General features: G+C 65.4%; 27 protein-coding genes and 1 tRNA gene. 8 read left to right on the plus strand and 20 right to left on the minus strand.

The annotated features are described in order from the left end of the window. Positions 1–49: 49 nt before the first annotated feature. Both hfq and hflX read left to right on the plus strand, forming a co-directional pair. Complete coding sequence (gene hfq / locus J2X37_RS11925; RefSeq protein WP_310021507.1) at positions 50–667, plus strand: RNA chaperone Hfq; 618 nt, start codon at positions 50–52, stop codon at positions 665–667. Between the two features lie 67 nt (positions 668–734). Then, positions 735–2,006: a GTPase HflX gene (gene hflX / locus J2X37_RS11930; RefSeq protein ID WP_310021509.1), complete on the plus strand. Its 1,272-nt coding sequence runs from the start codon at positions 735–737 to the stop codon at positions 2,004–2,006. On the opposite strand, the gene mazG is transcribed toward hflX, so the two are convergent. Next, positions 1,995–2,801: a nucleoside triphosphate pyrophosphohydrolase gene (gene mazG / locus J2X37_RS11935; protein ID WP_310021511.1), complete on the minus strand. Its 807-nt coding sequence runs from the start codon at positions 2,799–2,801 to the stop codon at positions 1,995–1,997. The two genes, hflX and mazG, sit on opposite strands and share 12 nt — an antisense overlap. 136 nt (positions 2,802–2,937) lie before the next feature. On the opposite strand from mazG, the gene J2X37_RS11940 reads away from it, so the two are divergent. After that, on the plus strand, positions 2,938–3,741 hold the full coding sequence (locus J2X37_RS11940; protein WP_310021514.1) for a crotonase/enoyl-CoA hydratase family protein: 804 nt from the start codon (positions 2,938–2,940) through the stop codon (positions 3,739–3,741). Between the two features lie 100 nt (positions 3,742–3,841). Here J2X37_RS11940 and J2X37_RS11945 read toward each other — a convergent pair whose 3' ends face one another. From J2X37_RS11945 to J2X37_RS11980, 8 genes are all read right to left on the minus strand, one after another. Next, positions 3,842–4,012 carry a hypothetical protein gene (locus tag J2X37_RS11945; protein WP_310021516.1) on the minus strand — a complete coding sequence of 57 codons (171 nt, stop codon included), beginning with the start codon at positions 4,010–4,012 and terminating at the stop codon, positions 3,842–3,844. Next, the gene (locus J2X37_RS11950; protein WP_310021518.1) at positions 4,009–4,776 is read right to left on the minus strand and encodes an MBL fold metallo-hydrolase; all 768 of its coding nucleotides are present in this window, start codon (positions 4,774–4,776) and stop codon (positions 4,009–4,011) included. Before J2X37_RS11950 ends, J2X37_RS11945 begins: the two co-directional genes overlap by 4 nt. Beyond that, positions 4,773–5,549 carry a TatD family hydrolase gene (locus tag J2X37_RS11955; protein WP_310021520.1) on the minus strand — a complete coding sequence of 259 codons (777 nt, stop codon included), beginning with the start codon at positions 5,547–5,549 and terminating at the stop codon, positions 4,773–4,775. Before J2X37_RS11955 ends, J2X37_RS11950 begins: the two co-directional genes overlap by 4 nt. Then, positions 5,549–7,108: a methionine--tRNA ligase gene (metG, locus tag J2X37_RS11960; RefSeq protein ID WP_310021522.1), complete on the minus strand. Its 1,560-nt coding sequence runs from the start codon at positions 7,106–7,108 to the stop codon at positions 5,549–5,551. The genes J2X37_RS11955 and metG overlap by 1 nt, the downstream gene beginning before the upstream one ends. Positions 7,109–7,156: 48 nt before the next feature. Further along, the gene (locus tag J2X37_RS11965) at positions 7,157–8,119 is read right to left on the minus strand and encodes a DNA polymerase III subunit delta' (RefSeq protein WP_310021524.1); all 963 of its coding nucleotides are present in this window, start codon (positions 8,117–8,119) and stop codon (positions 7,157–7,159) included. Further along, positions 8,116–8,742 (minus strand): dTMP kinase, encoded by a 627-nt coding sequence (gene tmk / locus J2X37_RS11970; protein WP_310021526.1) that lies wholly within the window; start codon positions 8,740–8,742, stop codon positions 8,116–8,118. The genes J2X37_RS11965 and tmk overlap by 4 nt, the downstream gene beginning before the upstream one ends. Then, positions 8,739–9,944 carry a D-alanyl-D-alanine carboxypeptidase family protein gene (locus tag J2X37_RS11975; protein ID WP_310021528.1) on the minus strand — a complete coding sequence of 402 codons (1,206 nt, stop codon included), beginning with the start codon at positions 9,942–9,944 and terminating at the stop codon, positions 8,739–8,741. The genes tmk and J2X37_RS11975 overlap by 4 nt, the downstream gene beginning before the upstream one ends. A gap of 67 nt (positions 9,945–10,011) precedes the next feature. Further along, positions 10,012–11,052, minus strand: coding sequence for a lytic murein transglycosylase (locus tag J2X37_RS11980; protein WP_310021530.1), 1,041 nt, complete (start codon positions 11,050–11,052; stop codon positions 10,012–10,014). A gap of 104 nt (positions 11,053–11,156) precedes the next feature. On the opposite strand from J2X37_RS11980, the gene J2X37_RS11985 reads away from it, so the two are divergent. Both J2X37_RS11985 and J2X37_RS11990 read left to right on the plus strand, forming a co-directional pair. Then, positions 11,157–11,246 (plus strand) — tRNA-Ser (locus J2X37_RS11985). 108 nt (positions 11,247–11,354) lie between these two features. Then, positions 11,355–11,768, plus strand: a complete 414-nt coding sequence (locus J2X37_RS11990) for a hypothetical protein (RefSeq protein WP_310021532.1) — start codon at positions 11,355–11,357, stop codon at positions 11,766–11,768. 12 nt (positions 11,769–11,780) lie between these two features. On the opposite strand, the gene J2X37_RS11995 is transcribed toward J2X37_RS11990, so the two are convergent. Then, entirely contained in the window at positions 11,781–12,257 is a 477-nt protein-coding gene (locus tag J2X37_RS11995; protein WP_310021535.1) for a PilZ domain-containing protein, read from the minus strand. Between the two features lie 102 nt (positions 12,258–12,359). On the opposite strand from J2X37_RS11995, the gene J2X37_RS12000 reads away from it, so the two are divergent. Next, on the plus strand, positions 12,360–13,022 hold the full coding sequence (locus tag J2X37_RS12000) for a hypothetical protein (RefSeq protein ID WP_310021537.1): 663 nt from the start codon (positions 12,360–12,362) through the stop codon (positions 13,020–13,022). A 17-nt stretch (positions 13,023–13,039) separates the two neighbouring features. Here the strand turns inward: J2X37_RS12000 and J2X37_RS12005 are convergent, their stop codons facing one another. From J2X37_RS12005 to J2X37_RS12025, 5 genes are all read right to left on the minus strand, one after another. Beyond that, a complete protein-coding gene (locus tag J2X37_RS12005) occupies positions 13,040–13,666 on the minus strand; it encodes a YitT family protein (RefSeq protein ID WP_310021539.1) in 627 nt (208 codons plus the stop codon). Positions 13,667–13,704: 38 nt separating this feature from the next. After that, entirely contained in the window at positions 13,705–13,872 is a 168-nt protein-coding gene (locus J2X37_RS12010; protein WP_310021541.1) for a hypothetical protein, read from the minus strand. Positions 13,873–13,978: 106 nt separating this feature from the next. After that, positions 13,979–15,394 (minus strand): dihydrolipoyl dehydrogenase, encoded by a 1,416-nt coding sequence (lpdA, locus tag J2X37_RS12015; protein ID WP_310021543.1) that lies wholly within the window; start codon positions 15,392–15,394, stop codon positions 13,979–13,981. A gap of 2 nt (positions 15,395–15,396) precedes the next feature. Then, on the minus strand, positions 15,397–15,801 hold the full coding sequence (locus J2X37_RS12020) for a hotdog domain-containing protein (RefSeq protein ID WP_310021545.1): 405 nt from the start codon (positions 15,799–15,801) through the stop codon (positions 15,397–15,399). Continuing rightward, on the minus strand, positions 15,801–17,087 hold the full coding sequence (locus tag J2X37_RS12025) for a pyruvate dehydrogenase complex dihydrolipoamide acetyltransferase (RefSeq protein WP_310021549.1): 1,287 nt from the start codon (positions 17,085–17,087) through the stop codon (positions 15,801–15,803). Before J2X37_RS12025 ends, J2X37_RS12020 begins: the two co-directional genes overlap by 1 nt. 162 nt (positions 17,088–17,249) lie before the next feature. On the opposite strand from J2X37_RS12025, the gene J2X37_RS12030 reads away from it, so the two are divergent. Then, positions 17,250–17,705 (plus strand): universal stress protein, encoded by a 456-nt coding sequence (locus J2X37_RS12030; RefSeq protein ID WP_310021551.1) that lies wholly within the window; start codon positions 17,250–17,252, stop codon positions 17,703–17,705. Between the two features lie 4 nt (positions 17,706–17,709). On the opposite strand, the gene rnr is transcribed toward J2X37_RS12030, so the two are convergent. Further along, positions 17,710–20,046, minus strand: coding sequence for a ribonuclease R (rnr, locus tag J2X37_RS12035; RefSeq protein ID WP_404979620.1), 2,337 nt, complete (start codon positions 20,044–20,046; stop codon positions 17,710–17,712). Between the two features lie 199 nt (positions 20,047–20,245). Here rnr and J2X37_RS12040 point away from each other — a divergent pair, with 199 nt between their 5' ends. Next, on the plus strand, positions 20,246–21,472 hold the full coding sequence (locus J2X37_RS12040) for a VOC family protein (protein WP_310021555.1): 1,227 nt from the start codon (positions 20,246–20,248) through the stop codon (positions 21,470–21,472). Between the two features lie 10 nt (positions 21,473–21,482). Here the strand turns inward: J2X37_RS12040 and proS are convergent, their stop codons facing one another. The 4 genes from proS to J2X37_RS12060 form a co-directional block, all read right to left on the minus strand. Continuing rightward, positions 21,483–23,024 carry a proline--tRNA ligase gene (gene proS / locus J2X37_RS12045; RefSeq protein WP_310021557.1) on the minus strand — a complete coding sequence of 514 codons (1,542 nt, stop codon included), beginning with the start codon at positions 23,022–23,024 and terminating at the stop codon, positions 21,483–21,485. Between the two features lie 127 nt (positions 23,025–23,151). Continuing rightward, positions 23,152–23,721, minus strand: coding sequence for a polyhydroxyalkanoate synthesis repressor PhaR (gene phaR / locus J2X37_RS12050; protein ID WP_310021558.1), 570 nt, complete (start codon positions 23,719–23,721; stop codon positions 23,152–23,154). Between the two features lie 144 nt (positions 23,722–23,865). Further along, on the minus strand, positions 23,866–24,915 hold the full coding sequence (gene alr, locus J2X37_RS12055) for an alanine racemase (RefSeq protein ID WP_310021560.1): 1,050 nt from the start codon (positions 24,913–24,915) through the stop codon (positions 23,866–23,868). Further along, complete coding sequence (locus tag J2X37_RS12060; RefSeq protein WP_310021562.1) at positions 24,915–26,561, minus strand: MFS transporter; 1,647 nt, start codon at positions 26,559–26,561, stop codon at positions 24,915–24,917. Before J2X37_RS12060 ends, alr begins: the two co-directional genes overlap by 1 nt. Between the last annotated feature and the right edge of the window lie 42 nt (positions 26,562–26,603).

A 26,603-nucleotide genomic window follows, 5' to 3' on the forward strand; every position in this document is an offset into this window, starting at 1 on the left:
CAGATCGCGGACGGGAACACCCCGCCGCCAACAAGAATGGAGGCCAAACATGGCTGGCAAGACGCTTTCGATCCGAACGCCCTCTCCGGCATCCAAGTCGGATCAGGAATCTGACACCATCCCCGCAACGGATGTGCCCGCGCCTGCAAAGGCGACGACCCGCACCAAGCCTGCTGCCAAGAGCACACCCGCGCTGAAGGGAAAGAACCTGCAGGACCTGTTTCTCAACCATGTGCGCCGCAACAAGACGCCGGTGACGATGTTCCTCGTCAAGGGCGTGAAGCTGCAGGGTATCGTCACCTGGTTCGACAATTTCTCGATCCTCCTGCGCCGCGACGGTCAGTCGCAGCTCGTCTACAAGCATGCGATCAGCACGATCATGCCGACCCAGCCGGTCGACGCCGACCAGTTCGAGATCGCGGAAGACGCGAAGGGCAAGCGGCAGCTTCAGGACGTATTCCTCTCCTCCGTCCGCGATGCGGGCGTGCAGGTGACGATGTTCCTGATTAACGGCGTCATGCTTCAGGGGCGCATCGCCGCCTATGACCTGTTCTGCATGTTGCTGGAGCGGGAAGGTTATGTTCAGCTCGCCTACAAGCACGCGGTGTCAACGGTTCAGCCAGTGACCCACGTCGACCTGTCGGGCGACTGGGAAGACGAAGAGTAAGAAGAGAAGAAAACTGAACGACGACGTTACCGGAGAGGTCAGCCGCGGCGCACGCGCCGTGGTGGTGATGCCAGATATCCGTTCCGCCCATATCGCGGAGCCGGAGGCGCGGCTCGAGGAAGGCTGCGGCCTTGCGCTGGCCATCGGTATCGTCGTCGCCGACAGCTTCATCATCCCCATCCGCGAGGTCAAGGCCGCGACGCTGTTCGGCTCGGGTCAGATCGACCGGATCAAGACCGCCTGCGACATGGAGGATGCCGAACTCGTCATCGTCGATGGCGCGCTTTCGGCGATCCAGCAGCGCAACCTCGAAGAGAAGATCGGCCGCAAGGTCATCGATCGGACCGGCCTGATTCTCGAAATCTTCGGCGAGCGCGCCGCCACGGCGGAAGGGCGTTTGCAGGTCGAACTGGCGCACCTCGACTACCAGGCGGGCCGGCTGGTGCGCAGCTGGACCCACCTCGAACGCCAGCGCGGCGGCTTCGGATTTCTCGGCGGCCCGGGCGAAACGCAGATCGAGGCCGACCGGCGCATGATCCGCGATCGCATGGCCCGCCTCAGGCGCGAGCTCGACTCGGTCCGCCGCACCCGCGCGCTGCACCGCGCGCGGCGGGGCAGGGCGCCATGGCCCGTGATTGCGCTGGTCGGCTATACCAACGCGGGCAAATCGACGCTATTCAACCGCATCACCGGTGCGGGGGTGATGGCCGAAGACCTGCTTTTCGCCACGCTGGACCCGACGATGCGCGGGATTACGCTGCCCGGTATCGAAAAGGCGATCCTGTCCGACACCGTAGGCTTCATATCCGACCTGCCGACCCAGCTGGTCGCCGCCTTCCGCGCCACGCTGGAGGAAGTGACCGGAGCCGACGTGATCGTCCACGTTCGCGACATCTCCAGTCCCATGACCGACATGCAGAAAGCCGAGGTCGAACAGGTTCTGGCCGATCTCGACGTCAACACCGGCGAGGAGGGCGCGCTTGCCATTCCGGTGGTGGAGGCGTGGAACAAGTGGGATATGGTGTCCGAAGACCGGCGCGAAGACCTGATGGACCTTGCCGGCAGCGAGAACCTTCCGGTGGTGTCGATCTCGGCCCTGACCGGGTTCGGCGTGGCCGCACTGGAACGCCAAATGGCAGAGATCCTCACCGCATCGGCGCGGGTTCACACCTTCGTTCTGCCGGCGACGGACGGCCAGCGCATCGCCTGGCTGCATGCCCATGGCGAAGTGCTGCGCGAAGAGGAGGGCGCAGACGAGGGCGGCTCGCCGCAACTGGAAATCGAAGTCCGGCTCGACCCGCGCGAATACGGAAAATTTCTCAGCCTGTCAGATGGTTGAGGCGCGTTCTTCGCGTTTAACCTGATTCCAGATCGCATCCTGCTCGGCAAGTTCGAGGCTAGCGAAATCGACACCGTCGGCCTTGGCAAGCGCTTCCATACCGGCAAACCGACGCTCAAACTTGCGGTTCGCGGCACGAAGGGCGTCTTCGGCGTCTATGCCGTTCTTGCGCAGCCAGTTGACCAACGCAAAAAGCATGTCACCCGCTTCCTCGTGGCGATGGTCGGGGTGGCTGGCCGCTTCGAGTTCGGCGATTTCCTCGCGCAGCTTGTCGCCTGCGCCGCCGCTGTCCGGCCAGTCGAACCCGACGCGCGCGGCCCGTTTCTGCAGCTTCTCGGCGCGGAGCAGGGCGGGGAGGCCAAGCGCCACCCCGTCCAGTGCGCCGGCCTGCGCCTTCTCGCGGCGTTCGGCTGCCTTGATGCTCTCCCAGTTGGCGCGAACCGCTGCGGTTTCGTTGACCGCGCCTTCGCCGAAGATGTGCGGGTGCCGGCGTTCCATCTTGTCCGCAATGCCGGCAGCGACATCGGCGAAATCGAAATGCCCCGCCTCTTCGGCCATGCGCGCGTGGAACACGACTTGGAGCAACAGATCGCCGAGTTCGTCGCGCAAATCCGCCATGTCGTCGCGCGCAATCGCGTCGGCGACCTCGTGCGCTTCCTCCAGCGTGTAAGGTGCGATCGAGGCGAAGGTCTGCGCCAGATCCCATTCGCAGCCACCGTCGGGATCGCGCAGGCGAGCCATGATGGACAGGAGCCGGTCGATCGGGCGAGGAGGGGCGGAAAGAGAGTCGCTCATCCGTCCGGGCTATCCCCTCGGTGCCGTGGGGGCAATGGGCCGGGTCGCAAAGGCGTTGGACAGCAAGCCCGCTCTGGCATAACCGGGACCGGAATAGGCGGTTCATCTCGAACACGCGAAAGTGGGAGCGGCCAAGTTGGGCAATCCAGCAGTCCTTTACGAACAGTCCGGTCATGTCGTGACGCTGACGCTGAACATGCCCAAACTGCGCAACCCGGTATCCGAGCCGGAGATCATCGAAGAGCTTGTCGCCGCGGTCGACCGGATGAACCGCGACAAGGATGTGCGCGCCGCGATCCTGACCGGTGCCGGCAAGGCTTTCTCGTCGGGTGGAAATCTCAAGGCCATGGCCGCGCCGGACGGCAATGTCTACGCCGCGCCGGCTGAAAACCGGCTCTGGTATCTCAACGGCATTCAGCGGATTCCGCTCGCGTTCGAACGCCTGGAGGTGCCGATCATCGCTGCCGTCAACGGCCCGGCGATCGGTGCGGGGTGCGATGTCGCCTGCATGTGCGACATCCGGGTTGCCGGGCGCAGTGCGAGCTTTGCCGAAAGCTTCGTCAAGGTCGGTCTGATTCCTGGCGACGGCGGTGCGTGGCTGTTGCCGCGGGCCATCGGCCAGAGCCGTGCGAGGGAGATGGCCTTTACCGGCGATGCCATCGATGCCGAAACGGCCCTGGCATGGGGCCTGGTTTCCTATGTCGTCGAGGATGCCGAACTGCTCGCCAAGGCCAATGAGATCGCCGATCGCATCGCGGCCAATCCGCCAAAGGCGGTTCGGATGACCAAGAAGCTGATGACGAGTGCACAGGACATGACTCTAGAGCGCGTTCTGGACTTTTCCGCGGCGATGCAGCCGCTGGCGCACGCAACCCAGGATCATCGCGAGGCGCTGCAGGCTTTTGTCGAGAAGCGGAAGCCATCCTTCAAGGGCGACTGACGGAAAGGGGAGCGGACGGGCTCGCAAGCCGGTCGGTTCCCCAATCGCACTATTCCTAAAATGATAATATATATTATGTAAAATATAAAGCCGGAGCCAATCAGAGGCCAAGCCACCGGAAAGCCAAGGCCGCCGCCCCGAAGATCCCCGTCCAGATCGTGGCTTGGCGCAACATCTTGCCTCGGCTCACGTCTTCCGCCCGGTAGCCAGCGATCGCAAGAATCAGCCACGCCATCATGGCCACGATCGAGACGACAGCATCGGCGCTCACAGTTGGATCTCCAACCCGTCATAAGCAGGCTCGACGTGTTCCGGCGTTTCGGCATCCAGCGTCGCGTAATCGAGGCTCTTGTCGAGATGCGTCAGCACCACCCGGCGCGCACCGCACCGATCTGCCAAGTCCAGCGCCATTGCGAGATGCGCGTGCGTCGGATGAGGCTCGCGGCGCAGGCAATCGACCACCAGCAGGTCGACATCCTCCATCACATCGACAAGATCGTCCGTTATCTCACTGAAATCGGTGGCGTAACCGATCGACTGCCGCCCTCCGGAAAAGCGGAACGCCGTCGATCGCGCTGGCCCGTGCGGCATCAGGCACCAATCCACCGACATGCCGCCGATCAGGCGCAGCCGGTCCAGCGTTTCGAGGGAAACGATGGTGGGATAGCCGTGCTGGCCGGCAAAGACGTATCCGAACCGCTGGCGCAAGCGCCGCACCGTCTCCTCTGCCGCATAGCCGGGGATCGGTCCCTCTCGACCATACCGCATGACCCGGAGGTCATCGATGCCATGGCAGTGGTCGGCATGGTCGTGGGTCCAGAATACCGCGTCGACCGAAGGGATGTCGTTGGCCAGCAACTGGTGTCGCAGGTCGGTCGAGGTATCGATCAGGATCCGCTGCCCGCTGTCCGATTCGACGATGATCGACACGCGCGTTCGCCGGTTGCGCGGATTATCCGGATCGCAGGCGCCCCAGTCGTTGCCGATCCGCGGCACCCCGGTCGAGGTGCCCGATCCCAGCACCAGCAGCTTCACAGCGCCGCCTTGCTGAAAAGCGCCGCGAAATTTCGCCCGGTCGTGGCGGCAAGCGCATCCGGCGTGGTCTGGCGCAGCCTCGCCACGAATTCCAAAGTGTCAGCGACGAACGCCGGCTCGCAGGTCTTGCCTCGATGCGGCACGGGAGCAAGGAACGGCGCATCGGTTTCGACCAGAAGACGCTCGTCGGGCACTATCAGGGCCGTTTCCTGCAAATCCGCGGCGTTCTTGAACGTGACGATGCCCGAGAGCGAGATCGTCAGGCCCAGATCGAGAACCGCGTCCGCGAACGCGCGCGAAGCGGTGAAGCAGTGGATCAGCGCCGGGAAGGGCCCGTCCTCCATTTCCTCGCGCAGGATCGCAAGCGTGTCGTCCTCGGCATCGCGGCTGTGAATGATCAGCGGCAGGCCGGTCTCGCGGGCAACGCCGATGTGAACGCGAAAAAGCGCTTGCTGCACGATCCGGTCGGAATGTTCGTAGAAGTAATCGAGCCCCGTTTCGCCGATCCCGATGACCCGCGGACTTGCAGCCGCCTCCAGCAGGGCATCGCGACCGAGGTCCGCATGCTGCTCCGCCTCGTGCGGGTGGATACCGACACTGGCCCAGACATCCGGTTCCCGCTCGGCCAGGCCGACGACCTCGGCCCACTCCGAACGCCGCGTGGAGATGTTGAGAAACCCCCTCACCCCCCTCGCCCGGGCATTTGCCAGGATCTCATGCTGTCGTTCCGCCAAGCCCTTGTAATTGAGATGACAATGGGAATCGATCAACATCAGGCTGTCGCTTCCTCGGGCAGCTCAAGCCGCGGAAACACGCCGATCGGCTTGTCCACTTGGAAACCGGCATCGACCAGCCCGGCGAACCATGTGTTGTCAGCCAGCACACCGAAATCGCGCGCATCTGCCGCTACGCCCATCTGGTCGAGCAGCCGATCGGCCGATCCGGGCACGACCGGCCGAACCGCGATCGCCAGCTTGCGGACGCATTTGAAAAGGGTCATCAGCACGCCGGTCATGCGGTCCGGGTCGCTCTTGCGCAGCGCCCAGGGCGCCATTTCGTCGACATACTGGTTGCAGGCGAACACCGCCTTCATCCAGGCGTCGAGCCCGGTGCTGAAATCGAGATCTTCGAACCGCTCGATCAGCGTGGCAACGCCCTCGTCCACCGCAGCGAGCAACGCCAAGTCTTCGTCCGCTTCCGGGGTGATGGAAAGTTTGCCATCGAGGTTCTTGGAAATCATGGACAAACTGCGCTGCGCTAGATTGCCGAAGCTGTTGGCCAGCTCCGCATTGGTGCGCGTGACGATCGCTTCGGGCGAGTAGGAACCGTCCTGCCCGAAAGCGATTTCGCGCATCAGGAAATAGCGCAGCGGATCGACCCCGAACTTGTCGGCAAGGTCGACCGGGTCGGTCGTGTTGCCGAGCGATTTCGATTCCTTCTGGCCGCGATTGAGAAGGAAACCGTGTCCGAAGACCTGCCTCGGCAGCGGCACTTTCGCGCTCATGAGAAACGCCGGCCAGTATACGGCATGGAACCGAACGATGTCCTTGCCTATCAGGTGAAGGTCGGCCGGCCAGAACCGGGTGAAGTCGTCGGTTTCGTCCGGATAGCCGAGGCCGGTGAGATAGTTGGTCAGGGCATCGACCCAGACATACATGACGTGGCCGTCGGCGCCCGGAACGTGCACGCCCCAGTCGAAACTGCTGCGCGAAACCGACAAGTCGCGCAGACCGCCCTCGACAAAGCGGACCACCTCGTTGCGGCGGCTCGCCGGCCGGATGAAGTCCGGATTGTCACGATAAAGCGCCAACAGAGGTTCGGCGTAATGGGAAAGACGGAAGAACCAGCTTTCCTCGACCGTCCATTCGACCGGCGTGCCCTGCGGCGAGAGCTTTTCGCCCCCTTCCCCGTCGGTCAATTCGCTTTCGTCGTAATAGGCCTCGTCGCGGATCGAATACCAGCCCTCGTAGCGGTCAAGATAGAGGTCGCCATTTGCTTCCATCGCCTGCCAGAGCGCCTGGCTTGCGGCATGGTGCCGGTCTTCGGTGGTACGGATGAAGTTGTCGTATGAGATGTCAAGAGTGTCGAACAGGCTCTTGAAATATCCAGACATTTCATCGCACAATTCGCGCGGGGTGACGCCGAGATCCCGTGCCTTTTGCGCCATTTTCAGGCCATGCTCGTCCGTGCCGGTCTGGAAGCGAACCTCGCGTCCCCGGGCACGTTGAAAGCGGGCGATGACGTCGGCGGCGATCGTTTCGTAGGCGTGGCCGATGTGCGGCTTGCCATTGGGATAGTGGATCGCGGTCGTGATGTAATAGGGTTCGGCCATCAGGCCCTGCTTCCTTCGGATATGCGAAAAAGGGGCCGCACCGGACCCTCACCCGCTCTCCTTAGGAGGGGCGGCGGCGGCCAGCAACCCGCCAATTTCGACGACGGCAAGCCCTGCATCATAGTTGGCGAACGGGATCTCGGCGCCGAAGCGAGTCAGTCTTGCATGCGCCTCGATCAACCGGGCCTGGACCGCACGGCTCGCCAGTGGCGCGCGCTCGGCGCAGATCGCGCGGGCCAGTTCGACGCTGGCCAGGAGCCGGTCGCGATCGGGCCGCGCGCCGATGGCCGACGCCAGCGCGCCGCGCCGCGCAAAGTCCGGATCGCCCTCCGCCACGATGCCAAGCAACTCTCGGCGGATCACGGCCAGGTCGTCATCGATGAAGTCGAGTGCCGCGCCCGGCGAACCGTGTGCCGCCGCCACGGCCGCCCGCGCCGCGTCGCCCGATGCGGCAGCCCGCTCCGCCGCGACGATGCGCGCCACCTCGTCGTCTGCCAGCGGGGCAAACCGCAAGGTGCGACAACGCGAACGCACCGTTGGCAAAAGGCCGCCCGGCCGATGCGAGACGAGGAGGAATATCGTCCCTGCCGGGGGTTCCTCCAGGCTCTTGAGGAGGGCGTTTACCGCCGATTTTTCGAGATCGTCGGCGCTATCGAAGATGATGACCCGGTGCGACCCAAGGGTCGGCCGCGTGGTCAGCCGCCGCTGCATGGCGCGAACCTGATCGACGCTGATGTTGCGCTTGGTCGCGAAGGGCTTGCCGTCGTCGCGCTTCTTTTCGTCCTCGCTTGTGGCGGGAAGCCGCTGCAGGAGGAGGATGTCCGGATGATGTTCCGGCGCAGGCTGGGCCACGCCGGGCTCGGCAACCAGATCGGCGGCCGCGGCAAGGGCGAAGCCCGCTTTGCCGAGGCCGCGCGCGCCGGTCAGCAGCCAGCCATGGTGCATTCGCCCGCCGCTGACCGCAGCCCGCCATTCGCGCCAGACTTCGTCGTGGCCGACAAGACGGGTCACGGCAGGTAGTCTGCCAGCGCGGCCAGCACCCGGCCATGGACATCGTTCGGCGAGCCGGCCGCGGCAATCGGCACGAACCGTTTGGGCTCGGCCTCCGCCAGTTCGCGAAAGCGCCGCGCAACCTCGGCGTGATAGGCCGCGTCGCGTCCGCCGATGCGGTCGCCGTTACCGGCATCCCGCGTGGCGGCGCGGCTCGCGGCCTCGTGCGCGTCCAGTTCGAACAGGAACGTTCGATGCGGCAGGAAACCGTCGCTACCAATGGCGTGAAGCGCCATGATCTGTTCGTCGCCCAAAGCCCCCGCCCCGCCCTGATAGGCGCGACTGGAATCGACAAAACGGTCACACAGCACCCATTTCCCCTCGGCAAGGGCCGGGCGAATGAGATTGGCGACATGATCGGCCCGCGCCGCCGCGAACAGAAGCGCTTCTGCCCGCGCGTTCCAGTCGTGCGCCGGGTCCAATAGCAACCCGCGCAACGCTTCGGCGCCCGGCGTGCCGCCCGGTTCGCGAGTTACGACATGGGAGATGCCCCTCGCCGTCAGCGCATCGCCCAACAAACGGACCTGGGTCGATTTGCCCGCCCCTTCGCCGCCTTCGAACGTGATGAACCGGGCCTCGGTCATGTCACCAGCGAGAGGAGGCCATTGCGCATCCGCTGCCACCAGTTGGCGACGGCAACGTCATGCGTGGCGACGAGCGGCACCTCGCTCTTCACGCCATCGGGCGTGCGGATGGTGAGCGACGCCACTTTCTGCCCCTTGGCAATCGGCGCCTGTGCCGGCCCTAGGTACCGCACCGCCACCTTGGCCTCCGCCGCCTGCCCGTTCGGCGCGGTGACGAAGATCGGGCGCGTGGAGGCGACTTCGAGGCTGCGCTCCGCCCCACCCTGCAATTCGACATTCGCGACCGGCTGGTTCGCGCCGAAAAGCATGCGGGCGTGCCAGTCGTCGAAGCCCCAGTTGATGAAGTCGCGGGCAATCGCCTTGCGCGCCTGTCCGCTTTCGGTGCCACCGATCACCATGACAAGACGCCTGCCGTTCCGCTCGGCAGATCCGACGAAGCCGTAACCCGCCTCGTTCGTGAAGCCGGTCTTCAGCCCGTCCGCGCCCTCCACCGCGTCGAGGATCGGATTTCGGTTATGCTGCTGAATGCGGTTCCATTCGAACAGGCGGATGCCGAAATAGCGTTCGTACTTGCCGGGATGGCGGGTGATGATCGCACGGGCGAGCGTGGCAAGGTCGCGCGCGCTGGTGTAGGTGCGCCCCTGATCCGGCCAGCCGTTCGGGGTGCCGAAATGGCTGTCCTTCATGCCCAGCTCGCGCGCCTTGGCGTTCATCAGGTCGACCCAGTTGGGAACGCTGCCCGCCGCTCCCTCGGCCAGGACGACGCAGCCATCGTTGGCCGATACCGTCAGGATGCCCTTGAGCAGGGTGTCGACCGGAATGGCCGTGCCGCGCGCGACGAACATCGACGAGCCCTTGCCGCTCCATTCCTTGAAGGCGGCGTCGCTCACCGGCATCCGCTGGGCCAGTTGCAGCGTACCTTCGTCCAGCATTTCGAAGGCCGTGTAGGCCGTCATCAGCTTGGTAAGCGAGGCGGGCATGAAGCGACGGTCGGCCTCGCGGCTGAACAGCACGCGGCCCGAACCGAGATCGACCATATAGGCCAGCGGCGCGCCTTCGAGCGAAGGCGGGGTCGGCGGCGTCCGGCTCGAAACCACCGGCGCGCCACGTTGCGCTCCAGCCTGCGCTCCTGTCGTCACCGGCGACACCAGCGCCAGCATCGCGCCTGCGATGAGGATCGGACGAACGACGGTACGCAACATCGGCTTGTCGGCAGGCAAGATCATCGGCGGGGGCAAGCATCCACTCTGGGCGCCGGCCCGCATGGGGTCAGCGCCGGATTTGGTCTGCCAAGAGCCCTACCGAAAGGGCGTAATAGTTGGAACAGTTGTAATCGAGTATCACCCGGTAATTGCCCGTCAGCAGATAGGCGGTGTTCCCCTCTCCGTCCGGCTCCATCAGCACGGCCGTAGTGCCGTCGGGCAGGAAGCCCTGCGGCCTTACGCCAAGCGCCTTCCACTCGCCCACCGTGCGCCACTGGCTGTGCCGCGCAAAGACGCGCGGGCATCGCGGCGAGGCCAGCTGCGTCTTTATCGACGCCCGGTCGAAGCTCGAAGGGACATAGGCCTGAACGCCCCACCTTTCGCCCGGACGCCATCCGGCGGAGCGGAAATAGGCGGCAATCGAGGCGAGGGTATCGGCCCGGCTGTTCCAGATGTCGCGCGTCCCGTTGCCGTCACCGTCCTGCGCCACGCGCAGCCAGACGGAGGGCAGAAATTGCGGATTGCCGATGGCCCCCGCCCAGCTTCCTTTCAACTGCGAGCGGGAAATGCCCCGGTCCAGCATCTTGAGCGTGGCGACCAGTTCGTCCTCGAACAAGTCGCGGCGGCGTCCTTCGTAAGCGAGCGTCGCCAGCGAACGGATGGTGTCGAAGTCGCCCTTGAACGACCCGTAATTGGTTTCATGCCCCCAGATCGCGATCAGAATCTGGCCCGGAACGCCGTACCTGGCCTCTATCGCGGGAAGCAGCGAAGCGCTTGCCGCATAGGCGTTGCGCCCGCCGTTGATCCGCGCCGTATCGACGTGCTGGCGGCGATAGGGTTCGAACGGCGGTGAAACCGAATTGGGATCGTAGGCTTGCGGTCGGTCGAGATCGACGACGCGCTGGTTGATGGTCAGCCCGGACAAACCGGCAGCAATGGACCTTTCCGAGACCCCTTCCGCTCGCGCCCGCGCAGCAACGGTCTGAAGATAGGCTTCGAAACCCGCCTGGGTATAGACCTGGGCCTGGGCCGGTGCCGCGGCGGTGACAGTCGCGGCCGCAAGGGCAAGTGATTGAAGAATCGTGGTGAATCGAAAGGAAAGGTTCATGCGGCGAAGCATGGCACATCGAGCAGGCCGTGTGAATCCTTCGATGCGACGCATGCACGCATCCGCGTGACAGACCGATCCGGAGCCGCTAACGGCAGCGACACGGACAGGTGGCCGAGTGGTTTAAGGCAGCGGTCTTGAAAACCGCCGTGCGGGCAACCGTACCGTGGGTTCGAATCCCACCCTGTCCGCCAATCCACTTCCAATGCCGGAGTCTACGCGAGCGCCGGAGATTGCCGGTTGCCTTGCGGCGGGGGCCCAAGTGCGTCATGCTTTCCCCGGGCCGTGGAAGGGGAACGAACATGACGCGCAAGACCATCCTGGCAATCGCGGTGGCGAGCCTTTGCAGCCTCGCTCCCGTTTCGGGACAGGCTCAAGATGCCGCCGAATCCGCGATGATCATGTCTGGCAGCAGCCAGACCGGCAAGGCGCAGCGATCGCTCGGCAATGCCATAACCAACAGCGTAAATCGCGCCAGCAACGCCATCGCCGCAACCAACGCGCAGCGCCGGGCCCCCGTGCAACGCAGGGCCAATGGCGCGGTCCATATCGGGGGTAGCCTACCCGCCGGGGTCGATCCCCTGGAAGGCACCGACGCGACCACGTACCAGCTTGGCAGCGGGGCCTCGATCCGCACCACGGGCCGGATCAACACCGCGCCCGGATCGCGCTGCGTCAGCGAGTGCGAGAAAGTCGGCCAGGAACCGGCGAAGTAGGCAACAGCGGTCTCAGCAGGCGCGGCGCAGTTCAGCGTCCCGGAAGACTATCGGCGAACGCGGCGTCCGTCCCATGATGGATGCGCGTTGCGCCTCTCGCACGACATCTTCGACCTGAGCGCTTCCCAGCGGACGCAGAAAGCGCAGACCAACGCCTTCGCCCGTCCTGACCCAGCGCACTTCGGCCACGACATGACGCTCGCCCGGCAGTTCGAGTTCGACCGCCTCCTGCCTGCGAAGTCGCAAGCGGAAGGAGTGCAAGGCACAGCCCTCGCTCGACATGTCGGCTAGCGTTACGCGCTGAGGCAAACCGGCCCCGGTCCTGACGCGGCAGTCGGCATGCACTGCCTGGCGCTGGGCGCTTCTCCATTGCATCGTCATCTCCCGTTCTGAACGGCCATCGGGCCCTGAGACCTTCGCCCTGAGACTTTCGCCCTGAGACTTTCGCATAGTGCGCCGCCGCACCGAGAGTGCAATTTCGTTAACCATTAACGGCGCCTCGCTGTCTCGAATCCGGTCACGAGGAACAGGGGGCCGCGATCCGGGTTTGGAAAAGGAGGACGGCGGGAACACATAACGAGGAGGCGTATCGTGGAAGGCGTCAATCCCCTTATCTGGGTCGCGGTGGCGGCCGTCGCGATCGTGGTTCTGCTGGTCTGGTATCTCAGCGCCCGCAAGCGGACCGCTCACTTGCGCGAGACCTTCGGCGACGAATACGACCGTACCGTCGAGACCGTCGGCAGCACGGGCAAGGCCGAAGCGGCGCTTGCCGAGCGCGAGAAGCGCGTATCCGCCCTTGAAATCCGCCCTCTGACCGGAACCGAGCGCGACGCCTTCGCTCACGAATGGGCCGAGGCCAAGACGGTTTTCGTCGACAGCCCGCCGGAGGCCGTACTGCGCGCGGACCGGGTCCTCGCCAAGGTCATGAAGACAAAAGGTTATCCCATGGCCGACTTCGATCGCCGGCACGAAGATCTGACCGTGGAGCATGGCGATGTCGCGCGGCATTATCTGGCGGGCCATGAAATCACCGAGCGTCATTCGCGCGGCGATGCGTCGACCGAAGACCTCAGGCAGGCGATGATGCACTTCGAAGCGCTGTTCGAGCGCCTTGTCGCCGACTTAGCCCCGTCAGCCCACGGGTCGGCCATAAGCGATACTGCCCCGGTCAAGACAACCGGATTGGTGATCGACGTCCATCCGGACGAAACCCGCGCCCCTGCGATCAGTCGCCGGGTCGAGGAGGCGCGCTGAAGGTTTAGAGGCGGCGGTCAGTAGCCGGTGTAACGCCCCGGCTTGTGCCACGCGATCAGGATGCCGCTGACCGCCGCCACGCTCAGTATCGAGTAGATCGCCTTTTCCGACGGGATGGCGATAATCGCGGCGATGATGATCGCTGCATCCAGCGCGAAGCTCATCCAGCCCACGCTCCATCCCCTCTTCTTCTGCAGCCACATCGACAGGATCGTCACGCCTCCCACGCCCGTGCGGTGGCGAAGCATGGCGAGAATGCCGGCGCCCGACGCCGTGCCGCCGGCCACGGCAGCAAACGCCGGTTCGATGCTGTCGATGCTGACGCAGAGCCGCGTGACGGCGAGCCAGATCGACACAAGAGCAACCGCGGCGACTGACTTGACGAAATAAGCGCGGCCCAGCGCGCTCCACGCCAGGACGAAGAACGGCAGGTTGAGCAGCCAGAAGGCGACGTCCACGGTAACAGGGAAGAGGTATGAAAGGAGCAGCGCCACTCCGCCCATGCCCGCGGTCACGATCCCGGCGGCCTTCATCAGCGTCAGGCCGATCGCCATCAGCAGTGAGCCGGTGGCGAGGCCGTAGACATCGTCAGCGAAGCTATGCGGTCGCGCTTCGGGCAGCGCAGATGTATCGTGTTCTCCCATCGGCGCCCATTAGACGCCGCGGGATCCGGGTGGCAAGATCAGCCCTGCTGGGTCAGTTGACGGACCGGCTCACGCAAGCCGATCGTCGGGTCGGGCGTTGCATCATCGGCCATCTGCCGCGGCATTGCCGCCCGGTCGATCTGTCGCGGGACCACACGCGCTTCATGGCTGGGAAGCGTTTCGTGATCGGAAATCTCGAACTCCATGATCCTGCTCCACGTCTGGTTTTGACGGGGAAATTCAGAAACATGGCCGTTGTTCCCGGCGCAGCGACGAACTGCCACGGCGCTGCGCCGGGTCGCATTCCGGATGTCAGATATGGATTGCCCGACCGTAGGAGGCCAGCACCGCCTCGTGCATAGATTCGCTGATGGTCGGGTGCGGGAACACGGTCTGCATCAGTTCGGCCTCGGTCGTCTCCAGCGTCTTGCCGACGACGTAGCCTTGGATCATCTCGGTCACTTCCGCGCCGATCATGTGGGCGCCCAGCAGTTCGCCGGTCTTGGCATCGAACACCGTCTTCACGAAGCCTTCCGGTTCGCCAAGAGCGATCGCCTTGCCGTTGCCGATGAAGGGGAAGGTGCCGGCCTTGACCTCGAAGCCGGCTTCCTTGGCCCTTTCCTCGGTCATGCCGACGCTGGCGATCTGCGGATGGCAATACGTGCAGCCGGGAATGTTGTTGCGGTCCAGCCCGTGCGGATGGACATCCTTGTTGCCCAGTTCCCTCGCGATGGCTTCGGCAGCGGTCACGCCTTCGTGGCTCGCCTTGTGGGCCAGCCAGGGGCCGGGGGTGCAGTCGCCGATGGCCCAAAGCCCCGCGACGCCGGTGCGGCCAAGGTCGTCGATCTGGATGAAGCCGCGCTCCATCTTCGCGCCGACCGCTTCAAGCCCGATGTTCTCGGTATTGGGCACGATGCCCACGGCAGAGATGACGTGGCTGAACTCGTGGTCCGCGACCTTGCCGTCCTTGCCCTTGATCTTGGCCTTCACGCCGCCGCCCGAAGTCTCGATCGCCTCGACCCCGGCGCCGGTCAAGATGGTCATGCCCTGCTTGGTCAGCGCCTTTTCGAGGAAGGCGGACACGTCCTTGTCCTCGACCGGCACGATCCGGTCCAGCATCTCGACCACGGTGACGTCGACGCCCATGTCGTTGTAGAAGCTGGCAAACTCGATGCCGATCGCGCCCGATCCCATGACCAGCAGCTTGCTCGGCATTTCCTTGGGCGTCATCGCGTGGCGATAGGTCCAGATCCGCTCGCCGTCCGCCTTCGCAAAGGGCAGCTCGCGAGCCCGCGCGCCGGTCGCGACGATCACGTGTTTGGCGCTGATCGTTTCCGCCCCGTCCTTGCCCTTGACCTCGATGCTGGTGGCGGACTTCAGCGTCCCCTCACCCATGTGCACCGTGATCTTGTTCTTCTTCATCAGGTGGGTGACGCCCTTGTTCAGCTGCGAGGCAACGCCCCGGCTCCGCTTGACGATGGCGTCGAGGTCCGCCTCGATCGCACCGGCGACCTTGAGGCCGTAGGACGAGGCATGCTCCATGAAATGCTTGATCTCGGCCGAACGCAGCAGCGCCTTGGTCGGGATGCAGCCCCAGTTGAGGCAGATGCCGCCGAGCAGTTCGCGTTCGACGATCGCGGTCTTGAGGCCGAGCTGCGCGGCGCGGATCGCCGCGACATAGCCGCCGGGGCCGGAACCGAGGACGATCACGTCATAGCTTGCCGACATTTCTAAAGCTCCTGCCCAGTCTTCAGCGCCGGGCGGTCGATTACCGCGCGCGGGCGCCCTGTTTCATCAACGACCACGAAGGTGAAGCTGCCGGAGCATACTTCCTTCGTCGCCTCACCGTTACGTTCGCGGGCAATGCCGCGAACCTCTATATTGAGAGAGGTCGTCCCCTCTCGCGCGATCTCGGCATGGATCGACAGTTCGTCGCCCACCCCCATCGCGCCGGGAAAACGGAAATCGGTCGCGCCGATCACCACCGCCGTACCGTGCGCATGGCGCGATGCGAGCGAGCCTGCGCCCAGCGCCATCTGGCTCATCAACCAGCCGCCGAACACGCCGCCATAGGGGTTCGTGTCGGCGGGCATGGCGGTGACGCGAATAACGGGCTGGCCGCCCACGTCTATCATCAGGCGAGCAGCCCCAGCGGCTTCTCGACCAGGTCCTTGAACACCTGCATCAGCTGCGCGCCGTCGGCCCCGTCGATGGCGCGGTGGTCGAAGCTGCCGGTGGCCGACATGATCGTCGCGATCTGCAGCGCGTCGTCGACGACGTATGGCCGCTTCTCGCCCGCACCGATCGCCATGATCATGCCCTGCGGCGGATTGATCACTGCCTCGAACTGCTTGATGCCGTACATGCCCATGTTGGACAGGCTGGCGGTGCCGCCCTGGAATTCGTGCGGGGCCAGCTTGCCGTCGCGGGCGCGGGCGGCAAGGTCCTTCATCTCGGTGCTGATCTTCGAGATCGACTTCTCACCGGCATCCACGACGATCGGCGTGATGAGACCTGCCGGGATCGACACCGCGACAGAGATATCGGCGCGGCTGAAGCTGAGCAGCTGGTCGCCGGCGAACTGCACGTTGCACTTTGGCACCGCGAGCAGCGATTTCGCCAGCGCCTTGATCAGCAGGTCGTTGACCGAAAGCTTCACGCCGCTCTTGGCAAGGCTGTCGTTCAGTTCCGCGCGCAGCTTCAGCAGCGCATCCAGGCGCACATCCACGGTGAGGTAGATGTGCGGCACCTGCTGCTTCGATTCGGTAAGCCGCCGCGCGATGGTCTTGCGCATGTTGGACAGCTTCTCCGCGCTATGCGGGATATCCGACGTGGCGGGCGCCGAAGACGCTGCGGGGGACGGAGCCGATGCCGCGGACGCCGTCGCAGTCGGCGCGGCGGCGCCGGGCTTCGCACCCTCGACATCCGCCTTGACGATGCGACCGTTGGGTCCGCTGCCCTTCACGGTGGAAAGGTCGATCCCCTTCCCTTCGGCAATCCGCTTGGCAAGCGGGGAGGCGAGCACGCGGCTCCCGGACGCAGCGGGAATAGGCGACGCCGCGGGTGCAGCCTCTGCCTTGGCGGCGGAAGCCGTCGGCGCAGCGGCCGCTTCGGGCGCGGTCGATTGGGTAGGGGCAACCTGTGCGGCCGGTGCGGCGGCGATGCTGTCGGCGTCTTCGCCATCTTCGGCAAGCGTCGCGATGACGGTGCCGACCTTCACGTTCTCGGTGCCGGCCTCGATGGCGATGTCGGCGACGACGCCTTCATCGATCGCCTCGAATTCCATCGTCGCCTTGTCGGTCTCGATCTCGGCGATGATGTCGCCCGGTTCGATCCTGTCACCCTTCTTGACCAGCCACTTGGCGAGAGTGCCCTCCTCCATGGTGGGGGAGAGCGCAGGCATCTTCAGTTGGATCGCCATCGGAATCCTTAGTATGCGTGAGGGAGGATATGTGTTTTGCCGCGGTTTTGCGCAGCATCGCCGCCCGGGTCAAGGCGGGTCGCGTCCTTTTTCTTGCCAAGCGATGAACAGTGGCGCAACGATCACGCCTGTGACCAACCCCCGCATTCAAGAGGCCTGATCGTGCGCGTCTATCTTGTCATCATGGACGAGACGCCGGAGGCCCGTGTCGCCCTTCGTTTCGCCTCGCGACGTGCGGCCAAGACACAGGGCGCGGTGCACATCATCGCGCTGGTGCCCAAGCAGCAGTTCGTCGCGTTCGGCGGGGTCCAGGCAACCATCGAGGAAGAGGCCAAGAGCCGCGCCGAGGTGCTGGTCATGGCAGCGGCGGGCAGCCTTCTGCAGGAAAGCGGGAGGATGCCGACGATCTCGGTCAAAGTCGGCGACGGCGCCAAGGTCGTCGCCGAATACCTTGCCGAACATGGCGAGGTCGCCGCGCTCGTGCTCGGCGCGGCGGCGGAGGGTACGCCCGGCCCGCTGGTCAGCCACTTCGCCGGCCAGCGCGCGGGGCAGCTGCCCTGCCCGCTGATGCTCGTCCCCGGTGGCTTGTCCGACGAGCAGATCGACGCGCTGAGCTAGACCCTTACTTCCGCTTGCCCTGGTGGCGGATGTTGCCGGGGCGCCCGCGCTTGCCCTGCAGGAAACCGGTCTTGTCCTGCCGCTTGGGTCCGCCCTTGTTCTTGGGCTTGCCTTGGAACCGGCTGCCGCGCGGCTCGATGCGCCCTTCGAATTCGGGCGGCTCGAACTTCAGCGCGCCGGTCAGCGGATTGGCTTCGGCGAGGCGCAGCTTCAGCCTGTCGCCGCTGCGATATTCCGTCCCCGTCTGCTCGCCGCGCAGCACTTGCGCCCGCTCGTCGTAGTGGAACCGCTCGTCGCCCAGCACCGAAACGGGAACCAGCCCGTCGCCGCCAAAGCCGAGGATCGTCGCGAAGAGGCCGAACTTCTGCACCCCGGTGACGCGCGTGTCGAACGTCTCGCCGACCTTGCCCGCCAGCCATGCCGCGACGTAGCGGTCGATGGTGTCGCGCTCGGCTTCCATCGCGCGGCGCTCGGTCTGGCTGATCGCCTCGCTGACCCGCTCGAGCGAAGCGCGATCCCGGTCCGAAAGCCCGGAATGCGCCGGGATCGAATGGTCCTTCGGGCGTGGTTGCTCAAGTCCGTAGGCCTCGACCAGCGCGCGGTGGACGAGAAGATCGGAATAGCGGCGGATCGGCGACGTGAAATGCGCATAGGAGCCGAGCGCGAGGCCGAAGTGCCCGGCATTGCGCGGACCGTAATAGGCCTGCGTCTGGCTGCGCAGCACCTGCTCCATGATCAGCGCCTTCTCCGCCTCGTCGGCGACGTCCTTGATCAGGCGGTTGAACAGGCTGGGGGTGACGACCTGGCCCAGCGCCAGCTTGCGATCCATGGTCGCCAAGTAATCCTTCAGCGCGACGAGCTTCTCGCGGCTCGGCGGTTCGTGGACGCGATAGACGACGGGCGCAGCCTTGGCTTCCAGCGCCTTGGCCGCAGCGACGTTGGCGGCGATCATGAACTCCTCGACCACCCGGTGCGCGTCGAGCCGTTCGCGCACCGCGACTTCGGCGATGCGGCCCTTCTCGTCGAGCACGACACGGCGCTCTGGCAAGTCGAGATCGAGCGGGTCGCGCGCCTCCCGCGCGGCGTGGAGCAGCTTCCAGCAGCCCCAGAGATGCGCCAGGTGCTCGGCGGCGGTCCCGTCCTCGATGCGGGCCTGCGCATCCTCATAGGCGATGACTTCGGCAATTTGGACGATGGCACGGGTAAAGCGCCAGTCGCGAACGCGGCCCTCGCGGTCGATCGTCATGTGGCAGGCCATCGCCGCCCTCGCCTCGCCCTCGCCCAGCGAACAGACATCGGCGGAAAGGACGTGCGGTAGCATCGGCACGACCCGGTCCGGGAAATAGACCGAGTTGCCGCGCTTCCTCGCCTCGCGGTCCAGCTCCGATCCGGGGCGGACATAGAACGACACGTCGGCAATGGCGACGACCGCCTTCCACCCGCCGGCGTTCTGCGGATCGTCGTCGGGCGCGGCCCAGATCGCATCGTCATGGTCGCGCGCATCGGCAGGGTCGATCGCGACGATGGGGAGCCCGCGCAGGTCCTCGCGCCGGTCCTCGCTCAGCGGTAGCCTGGCGGCCCGTTCAGCCTCGTCCAGCACGTCCTGGCTGAAGACATGGGGGATGTTGTGTTTGTGGATGGCGATCAGGCTGTAGCTTTTCGGCGCCAGCGGATCGCCCAGAACCTCCAGCACCTTGACTCCGGAACGCGGCGACTTGCCCGCCGGCTCGGCAATGACCAGCTGGCCTTTCTCGGCCCCGCCCAGGTCGGCGACGGGAAGCGAGGACCGCACCGACTTGTCGACGGGCGCAAGCCAGCCCTTGCCGCTGCCGTCGATCTCGATCACGCCCATCAGGCTTTCGTGCGACAGCGGCAGCTTCTTCATCGGGTGGCCGATGTAGCCGGTGCCGGTCTCCTCCGTACGTGCCAGCACCCGATCCCCCCGGCGCAGGGCGGGCATGGCGCGCTGGCCGGCCTTGGCCTTGCCCCGGCTCTCGATCAGGCGGACCTTGGGCGGGGGAACGGCGTCGTCGGGCTGCCACGAATCGGGAATGGCGATCGGCTCGCCCTCCTCGATGTCGATCACGCGCAGCACCGTCACCTTGGGCACGCCGCCCATCTGGTGGAAGGCGGTGCGGTTGCCGTCGATCAGCCCTTCGTCGGCCATGTCGCGCAGCAGCGCCTTCAGCGCGATCTTCTCCTGCCCTTGCAGCCCGAAGGCGCGCGCGATCTCGCGCTTGCCGGCGGGCGTGCCGGAATTGCGGATGAAGTCCATGACCTGCTCCTTGCTGGGCAGGCCGGGCTTGTGCGCGGATGGGGTGCGCTTGGGATTTCGGGCCATGACCGCCATGTGAGCGCCCCTTGGCCCGAGCGCAAGGTGCAATGCCCCGCCTCGCTCCGTCGCTTGCTTCGTCAATAGCGCGTGTAATGGCTGTAGAGTGGATTGCCGCGCCCGTAGCGCCGGTCTAGATGGTTACAAGCAAAACCAGTCTCGCGTCCGACATCTGTGGGCAGGCGGGACAAGGATGAAGTGACTCGCCATGACCGAATTCGTACCCGCCGATACCCTGCGTGCCCGGTTCAGCGCCGCCATGTCGGCCATGTACCGCGAGGAGGTGCCGCTCTACGCCGACCTCCTCGCTATCGTCGCCGATGTGAATGCGCGCAGCGAGGCCGACCTTGCCAGCAGCGATGCGGCGCGCATGGCGCAGGAACGGCACGGCGCGATCCGGGTCGGCACCGGGGCGGAATTGGCGCAGATGCGGCGGCTTTTCGCTGTCATGGGCATGGAACCGGTGGGGTACTACGATCTCGGCGCGGCCGGGCTGCCGGTACATTCGACGGCGTTTCGCCCGGTCACCGCAGCGGCGCTTGCCGCCAATCCGTTTCGGGTGTTCTGCTCGCTGCTGCGGCTCGATCTGATCGACGAGGCCGACCTCCGCGACACCGCGGCAAAGGCGCTCGCATCCCGGCGCATCTGTTCGGAACGTCTCCTCGACCTGATGGCCATGGCCGAGGAACGGGGTGGGCTCGGCGAAGAGGATGCAGCGGCGTTCCTCGCCGAAGCGCTGGAGGTGTTTCGCTGGCATGCCGAAGCGCAAGTCGCCGGTGCGGACTATGCGCGGCTTCACGCAAGGCATCCGCTCATCGCCGACATCGTCTCCTTCAAGGGGCCGCACATCAACCATCTCACTCCGCGCACGGTCGACATCGACGCGGCGCAGGCCGAGATGATCGCCCGCGGCATCGACGCGAAGGACCGCATCGAGGGACCGCCGCGGCGCAAGTGCCCGATCCTGTTGCGGCAAACCAGCTTCAAGGCCCTGTCGGAAACGATCCGCTTTGCCGATGGCACCGGCGGCGCGCACACCGCCCGCTTCGGAGAGATCGAACAGCGCGGCGCGGCGTTGACGCCCGGGGGCCGCGAACTCTACGACCGGTGTCTCGCCGAAGCGATGGCGGCGGGCGGCGACTACGAGGCGGCGCTGGTCGCCGCCTTTGCCCCCTTCCCCGACGACTGGGACGCGATGCGGGAAGCGGGCCTCGCCTGGTTCCGCGACACACCGAACGGCTTCGAACCGCTGGTGTGGGAGGATTTCCTGCCGGTCAGCGCAGCGGGCATCTTCCGCTCCAACCTCGGCGACGAGGCCGGGGAGGCGGACGCGTCGGGTGGCAGCCAGGCCGAATTCGAACAGGCGTTGGGCGCGCCGGTCGCCGACATGTTCGCCCTCTATGCGGCGCAGGCGGACCAGCCCGTCGCCGCATGAAAAGCCCCGCTCAGTACGAGCGGCCGATGTAGATGCGCTCCACCGCCGGTTCGCCGGTGAAAAAACAGGCGCTCTCCGGCTTGTCCTCGTTGAGCGGGGTGTTGCGGATCGTCAGTTTCAGCGTCTTCAGCTTCTCGACCACCGCGTCGAGCGCGGCCCCGGTCGGGCGCGACCACGCCACCTTGACCCAGCCGGGCTTCGCCGTCGTCTCGAAATAGTGCGTCAGTCCGGCGAAGTCGTCGATGTCGCAGCGGATCGCTTCGTCCCGGCGCTGCCGGGCCTGGACGAGAAGGTTCTCCTGGATGTCTTCGAGCGTTCCCGCCGCGGCGAACAGGAAATCGTCACGCTCGGCGAAGTCGAAGTCGGTCTTGCCGTCCTCGCGCCAAAGGCGGTCGCGGCGCAGCACGGCAACCTTGCCGTTCTCCATGTCGCGCGGGCCCACTTCGACGATCAGCGGCGCACCCTTGCGGACCCAGTCCCAGCGCTTCTGCGCGACCTTGCCGGGTTTGCTGTCGAGCAGCACGCGCAACGGTTCGCGGAACGCCGTCTGGTCGACCAGCGTCTTGCGAATTTTCTCGCAGTAATCGAGAATTTCGCCATCGCCCTCGTTGCCGCGCAGCATCGGCAGAATGACGACCTGGTACGGCGCGATCCGGGGCGGCACGCGCAAGCCGTCATCGTCGCCGTGCACCATGATGACGCCGCCGATCATCCGGGTCGAAACGCCCCAGCTGGTGGTGTGGCACAACGCCTGCTGCCCGTTCTGGTCCTGGTAGCGGATGTCCGCCGCCTCGGCGAAGCCGGTGCCGAGGTAGTGCGAGGTGCCCGCCTGGAGCGCCTTGCCGTCCTGCATCATCGCCTCGATCGAATATGTCGCTACGGCGCCGGGGAAGCGTTCGTTCTCGGGCTTTTCGCCCGCGATCACCGGCATGGCCAGCACGTCTTCGGCAAAGGCGCGGTAGACCTCGAGCATCTTCAGCGTCTCGACCATAGCGTCGGCGCGGTCGGCATGGGCGGTGTGCCCTTCCTGCCAAAGGAACTCGCTGGTGCGGAGGAACATCCGGGTGCGCATTTCCCAGCGCACGACGTTGGCCCACTGGTTGATGAGCAGCGGCAGGTCGCGCCAGGACTGGACCCAGCGGCTCATCGCCTGGCCGATCACCGTTTCCGATGTCGGGCGGACCACCAGCGGCTCTTCCAGCTTCGCCTCGGGGTCGACGACAAGCGTGCCGTCTTCCGACTTCAGCCGGTGGTGCGTGACGACGGCCATTTCCTTGGCGAAACCCTCGACGTGCTCCGCCTCCTTGGCGAAGTAGGACAGCGGGATGAACAGCGGAAAATAGCAGTTTTCGTGCCCCGTCGCCTTGATCTGGTCGTCGAGCAGGCGCTGGATCCGCTCCCAGATGCCCCAGCCCCACGGCTTGATCACCATGCAGCCGCGCACGCCGGATTCCTCGGCCATGTCGGCCTGGGCGATGACCGCCTGATACCATGCGGCGAAGTCGGCTTCGCGGGTTACGTCGAGGGCGTGGCGGATGTTGGGGTTCGACATGGGGAGGACTTGGAGCCTTCTTGCCTGCGCGTGTGGTCTTCTTGAAAAGCATTCGGGGCAGCCGCAGCCGCCCCGTTCGCCGGATCACCCGCGCCCTATTGCGCGCGGGGCCGTTTGCCAAGCCGGGTTACTTGCCCAGCTTGTCGAGCTGCTTCTGCATTTCCGCCATCTGCCTGCGCAGCATGTCGATGTCGTCGCCCTTCTTTTCAGGCTCCGGCGCGGGATCGGGGTTCATGCCCATCGCCGGGCGGCCAGCCATGAACGCCTCCGTCGCGGCCTGGAACATCGCCATGTTCTGCTGCGCCAGCTTGGCCAGCGGATTGGTGCCGATACTGTCTTCGAGCGCCTTGCGCATTTTCAGCTGGTTGTCGCGAAAATGCTGCATCGACATCTCGAGGTAGTGCGGGATCATCGACTGCATCGAATTGCCGTACATGCCAATCAGATCGCGCAGGAAACTGACCGGCAGCATCTGCGAGCCACCGGCGGCCTCTTCGTCCATGATGATTTGGGTCAGGATCTGGTGCGTGATGTCGGCGCCGCTCTTGGCGTCGATGACCTGGAAGTCGACGCCGTTGCGCGTCATCTCGGCAAGGTGGTCTAGCGTGATGTAACTGGACGAATCGGTGTTGTAGAGCCGCCGGTTGGCATATTTCTTGATGATGATGACATCACCCGACTTTTCAGAATCGGCCACAGATCCCCACGCCTCCGTATGAATGCAGCCGCGATGCTGCATTGTTTGCTGCAAACGCTATTAGCACATGCACAATGAACAGACCAAGCGAATAGCGCACATTTGAAACTAGTAATGCCGGCTGTCGCTACCCGCGGGCGACAATCAGTCGCGCAGCCGGTGGCCGAGACTGGTCAGGAGTTCGTATTGGGTCAGCCCGCTGATGCGCGACGCTTCGGGAAGATCGTAGTCCACCGAAATCCAGTCGCCCTCGGCGATGTCGGGCGCCCCCGTGATGTCGACGGCGGTCATGTCCATCGACACCCGGCCCAGCACCGGCAGCACCGCTTCGCCGAAGCGCATCGTGCCCTTCCCGCTCCAGGTGCGCAGGTAACCGTCGGCATAGCCCAGCGAGACGATGGCGACGCGCGTGTCGCGGATGGCCGTGAACGTCGCGCCGTAGCCGACGGTTTCTCCCGCAGACACAGTCCGGACCTGGATCACCGCCGCTTCTGGCCAGACGACCTGGCGGATGCGCCCGGCCATGGCGAGGACGGGAACGCCGCCGTAGAGTGCTAGGCCCGGGCGGGTCAGGTCGAAATGGTATCCCGCGCCCAGCGCGATGCCCGCGCTGTTGGCAAGGCTGGCGCGGCGATGCGCCACTTGCGGCGCGATCGCGGCGAAGGCGGCCCGCTGCCGCTCGTTCATCGCGCTCTCCTCATCGGCGCAGGCGAGGTGCGAGAGGAGCGTGTCGACTTCGAGGCCGGCGACCAGCAGGTTCCCGATCTCCTCTGGACGGACGCCGAGCCTGTTCATCCCGGTATCGACCATCAGGTCACAGGAACCGCCTCCGGTGCTCTGCCAAAGCCTCGCCTGATTAATACTGTTGATCACCGGCCGCACGCCGGTGGCGCGGGCATAGGCACAGTCCGCCTCGCTCAACGGACCGTGCAGAACCGAGATCGACGCATCCGTTCCGTGCTGCGCGGCATCGGCCACTTCGGACCAGTGCGCGACGTAGAAATCACGGCATCCGGCCTGCAACAGGGCCGGCATGGCGCGCGCGATCCCGGTGCCATAGGCATCGGCCTTGACCGCGGCCGCAGTCGCGGCGCTGCCGCTCATCGCATCGACGGTGCGCCAGTTGGCGGCCAGCGCATCGCCATCGACGCGCAGGCGCAGGGCGGGCGCAGGGGGATCGGTCCGGACCGGCATCAGGTTGTCGAAACGTCGTCCTCGAAATCGCGAGGAAGCCCGGGCTTGAGACCCCAGGCCGTTACCACGAAGGCGAAGGCCACGAAGAACCACGTGTACCAGAGCCCGGAATAGACGTCCCCGGTCCGCGCGATGATGTACCCGGCGATAAGCGGCAGGAAACCGCCGAAATAGCCTGCGCCGATGTGGTAGGGGATCGACATCGAACTGTAGCGGATGCGGGTCGGGAACATTTCGCTCAGCAGCGCCGCGACCGGCCCGTAGTTGGCTGCGGAAAGAAACCCGAGCACGAGCAGAAGCGCGAAGATGCCGACGAGATTGACGAAAGGCGGCACCTGCTTTTCGAACGAATAGCCGCCACGCGTCAGTTCCCCTTCGATCCGCGCCTTGCGCGCCGCACCATCCGTCAGGTCAGCGGGCGAAATCGCAACGACGCGGTCGCCGACGGCGAGCGACAACGCCTCGGACTGTCGCAGTTCGTACGGCACACCGGCTGCCGTCACCGTCTCCATGACCTTGCCGCAAGGCGACTGGGTCTGGCCGAGAAGATCGCCGAACGGATTGTACTCGCAGGCCGGGCCGGAGATAATCACGGGCGCCGCGGCGGCAGCTTGCTTGAGGCCTGGGTTGGCCAGCGCGCCGATGCCCCACATGACCGGAAACAAGAGCAGCAGGATCGCGAAGTTCCCCCAGACAATCGGCTTCTTGCGGCCGACGCGGTCCGACAGCCGACCGATCCACAAATAGAAGCCCATGCTCACCAGCGCGGCGAGCAGAAGAAGCATCTCCACCGTGAAATCGTCGATCCGCATCGGGCCTTTCAGGAACGAGAGCGTCGAGAAGAAGGCCGTGTACCAGATCGTGGTCAGGCCCGCCGTGACCCCCAGCGCGATGAAGATACGCTTGAGGTTGCCGGGGTAGGTGAAGCTCTCAACGAACGGATTGCCCGCGGTTTCGCCGGCCGCCTTCATCGCCTGGAACACCGGGCTTTCCGACAGCTTCAGCCGCATCCACAGCGAACCGGCCAGCAGCAGCAGCGACAACAGGAACGGCACGCGCCAGCCCCAGGCGGCAAAGGCCTCCGCCGGGATCAGCGCGCGGCACAGCAGGACGACGACGATCGAAAGCACGAAGCCGCCGACGACGCTGGCCTGGATGAAAGAGGTGAAGAACCCGCGCCGTTCGGGCGGGGCGTGTTCGGCGACGTAGATCGCCGCGCCGCCGTATTCGCCGCCGAGCGCCAGCCCCTGCAGGATGCGCAGAACGATGACGATCAGGGGCGCGGCCAAGCCGATACTCTCGGCAGAGGGGATCAGGCCGACGCCGGCGGTGGCGACGCCCATGAGCGTGACGGTGACGAGGAAGGTGTATTTCCGCCCCAGCTTGTCGCCCAGATACCCGAACAGGATCGCGCCGAGTGGCCGAAAACCGAACCCGATGGCAAAGCCCGCCCAGACCAGCAGCGTCTGCAGGATCGCGTTGTCACCAGGAAAGAAGGCCGCGCCGATCAGCGCCGACAAGGTGCCGTAGATGAAGAAATCGTACCATTCGAAGATGGTCCCGACAGAGGACGCGCCGACGACGAGGCGCATTTCCGCCGCTGTCATCTCGCGCCCGTCCGTGCCGGCGAGTGTCGCCTCTGCCATCGCTCCCTGTCCTCTTGCTGGCCGTATCCGTCCCGCACGCCT

The sequence above is a fragment of the Croceicoccus sp. BE223 genome (assembly GCF_031457155.1).
In the GTDB taxonomy this organism is placed as follows: Bacteria; Pseudomonadota; Alphaproteobacteria; order Sphingomonadales; family Sphingomonadaceae; genus Croceicoccus.

What these genes read in the sequence shown, in the direction of transcription:
- J2X37_RS11995 (WP_310021535.1), bottom strand. Translation starts at nt 12,257, where the DNA reads ATGGTTAACGAAATTGCACTCTCGGTGCGGCGGCGCACTATGCGAAAG.
- hfq (WP_310021507.1), top strand. Translation starts at nt 50, where the DNA reads ATGGCTGGCAAGACGCTTTCGATCCGAACGCCCTCTCCGGCATCCAAG.
- J2X37_RS11955 (WP_310021520.1), bottom strand. Translation starts at nt 5,549, where the DNA reads ATGTTGATCGATTCCCATTGTCATCTCAATTACAAGGGCTTGGCGGAA.
- J2X37_RS12020 (WP_310021545.1), bottom strand. Translation starts at nt 15,801, where the DNA reads ATGATAGACGTGGGCGGCCAGCCCGTTATTCGCGTCACCGCCATGCCC.
- metG (WP_310021522.1), bottom strand. Translation starts at nt 7,108, where the DNA reads ATGGCCGAACCCTATTACATCACGACCGCGATCCACTATCCCAATGGC.
- hflX (WP_310021509.1), top strand. Translation starts at nt 735, where the DNA reads ATGCCAGATATCCGTTCCGCCCATATCGCGGAGCCGGAGGCGCGGCTC.
- J2X37_RS12005 (WP_310021539.1), bottom strand. Translation starts at nt 13,666, where the DNA reads ATGGGAGAACACGATACATCTGCGCTGCCCGAAGCGCGACCGCATAGC.
- J2X37_RS12040 (WP_310021555.1), top strand. Translation starts at nt 20,246, where the DNA reads ATGACCGAATTCGTACCCGCCGATACCCTGCGTGCCCGGTTCAGCGCC.
- alr (WP_310021560.1), bottom strand. Translation starts at nt 24,915, where the DNA reads ATGCCGGTCCGGACCGATCCCCCTGCGCCCGCCCTGCGCCTGCGCGTC.
- J2X37_RS11990 (WP_310021532.1), top strand. Translation starts at nt 11,355, where the DNA reads ATGACGCGCAAGACCATCCTGGCAATCGCGGTGGCGAGCCTTTGCAGC.
- rnr (WP_404979620.1), bottom strand. Translation starts at nt 20,046, where the DNA reads ATGGCCCGAAATCCCAAGCGCACCCCATCCGCGCACAAGCCCGGCCTG.
- tmk (WP_310021526.1), bottom strand. Translation starts at nt 8,742, where the DNA reads ATGACCGAGGCCCGGTTCATCACGTTCGAAGGCGGCGAAGGGGCGGGC.
- J2X37_RS11980 (WP_310021530.1), bottom strand. Translation starts at nt 11,052, where the DNA reads ATGAACCTTTCCTTTCGATTCACCACGATTCTTCAATCACTTGCCCTT.
- J2X37_RS12060 (WP_310021562.1), bottom strand. Translation starts at nt 26,561, where the DNA reads ATGGCAGAGGCGACACTCGCCGGCACGGACGGGCGCGAGATGACAGCG.
- mazG (WP_310021511.1), bottom strand. Translation starts at nt 2,801, where the DNA reads ATGAGCGACTCTCTTTCCGCCCCTCCTCGCCCGATCGACCGGCTCCTG.
- J2X37_RS11975 (WP_310021528.1), bottom strand. Translation starts at nt 9,944, where the DNA reads ATGTTGCGTACCGTCGTTCGTCCGATCCTCATCGCAGGCGCGATGCTG.
- J2X37_RS12010 (WP_310021541.1), bottom strand. Translation starts at nt 13,872, where the DNA reads ATGGAGTTCGAGATTTCCGATCACGAAACGCTTCCCAGCCATGAAGCG.
- lpdA (WP_310021543.1), bottom strand. Translation starts at nt 15,394, where the DNA reads ATGTCGGCAAGCTATGACGTGATCGTCCTCGGTTCCGGCCCCGGCGGC.
- J2X37_RS12025 (WP_310021549.1), bottom strand. Translation starts at nt 17,087, where the DNA reads ATGGCGATCCAACTGAAGATGCCTGCGCTCTCCCCCACCATGGAGGAG.
- proS (WP_310021557.1), bottom strand. Translation starts at nt 23,024, where the DNA reads ATGTCGAACCCCAACATCCGCCACGCCCTCGACGTAACCCGCGAAGCC.